The sequence below is a fragment of the Luteibacter sp. P4_E6 genome (assembly GCF_056401535.1).
In genome coordinates this window covers 1-1,262 of the sequence record NZ_JBFUJE010000816.1, presented here as the reverse complement: position 1 = coordinate 1,262, position 1,262 = coordinate 1, and the positions used below count along the sequence as shown (strand labels likewise).

Genomic DNA, 1,262 nt, shown 5'->3' with positions numbered 1-1,262 from the left:
GTCCTACCGGTTGTCAGCTCTACACAGGCCGAGCCGAGAACGGATGCGCTGCAAGCAGCTGCTTTCGGTCGTCCGGATCCCGACACGACGCGCGCGTTGCAGGAGAACATGAATACGCTGGGGGTCGTAGATATGAAGGGCGAGGCACTGGCGGTGGACGGCTTGTATGGTCCATCTACCCTCAGTGCTGTGGCGAGATTCCAGTCAGGTCACGATCTACCGATCACTGGCCACGCAGATGAGGCGACACGTTCCATGGCTCAGAGCCAGGCCTTCATCGCAGAGTTGCAGCAGCTTGCTCCATCCAGGGCGGCGAGAGAGACCCCGGTCTTGGAGGCAATGCGCTCACCGGAAGCCGAGCAGAGCACGCCTGCACAGGTGAACGTGACGCGCCCAGCGGCAGTGATGAATCCGCCGAACATTGGCCTCGCAGTTAACGACCCGAGAAACCCCGACAGCCCGACTCATGAGCTCTATAACGAGTTACAGCGGTGCATCCCTGACGCCTCAGAAAACCGACTCCTGCAGTTCACGGCCGCCTGTCACGAGAACATGATCACCGCGGAGAACCTGACCACAGTGCATCTGGACGAAGAGAAGATGACGCTGGATATCCGCGGATCAGGACCACTCACCACGGCCGCGCAGATCGACCTGAGCGTTCCGCCTCCGCAGCCGGAGCAGGCAGTCGAGCAGATTCAAAAGTTCGATCAGCAAGAGATGCAGATGGCACAGGCATTCCAGGCGCAGAGCGCCCAGTTGGGCCAGCAAGGCATGTCGATGTAGTTGGCTGACTCTGGCGATCTCTTGAGCCAAGCCAGCGAGTGGTTGCAGTACCGCAGCAATCAGCTGGGACGACAGTCCGGCTTCTGCTGGGCAACACGCGCGATAACTGGGTCAGGGAGACGTGGCCGACCCATCAGCTGCTACATTCCCACAACGAGAGAAAAGGACAGGGACTATGTCAATCAGTAAACACGCACCGATGTTCGGCCTCCTCATTGCGGCGATGGCCTCCGTATCTCCCGAGGCAAGTGCAAGCGCACAAATCGGTCCATACGACATACCGCCTGAAACGTTCTCCAGCTTCGCGGCATGCCGACGCATGCTGGAAGATCGGTACAGGGACGTGCTGGAGGGGCTGCGTTCCGCCAAGCCCAGTACCGACTCGGACTGGACCAACCAGTTCTTCAACTCCAAAGGCGTTGTCGACACGGGAAAGAATAAGGCCGAGTACGAGGGACGCCTGAGCTACATCAGTG

2 protein-coding genes are annotated in these 1,262 nt (G+C 59.6%); both read left to right on the top strand.

Annotated elements, in window-relative coordinates:
- The coding region (locus AC1DT2_RS23735; protein ID WP_477299142.1) for a peptidoglycan-binding domain-containing protein at nucleotides 1-786 on the top strand (786 nt) is incomplete at its 5' end.
- Between the two features lie 175 nt (nucleotides 787-961).
- A partial coding sequence (locus AC1DT2_RS23730) for a hypothetical protein (protein WP_477299141.1) occupies nucleotides 962-1,262 on the top strand: 301 nt, incomplete at its 3' end.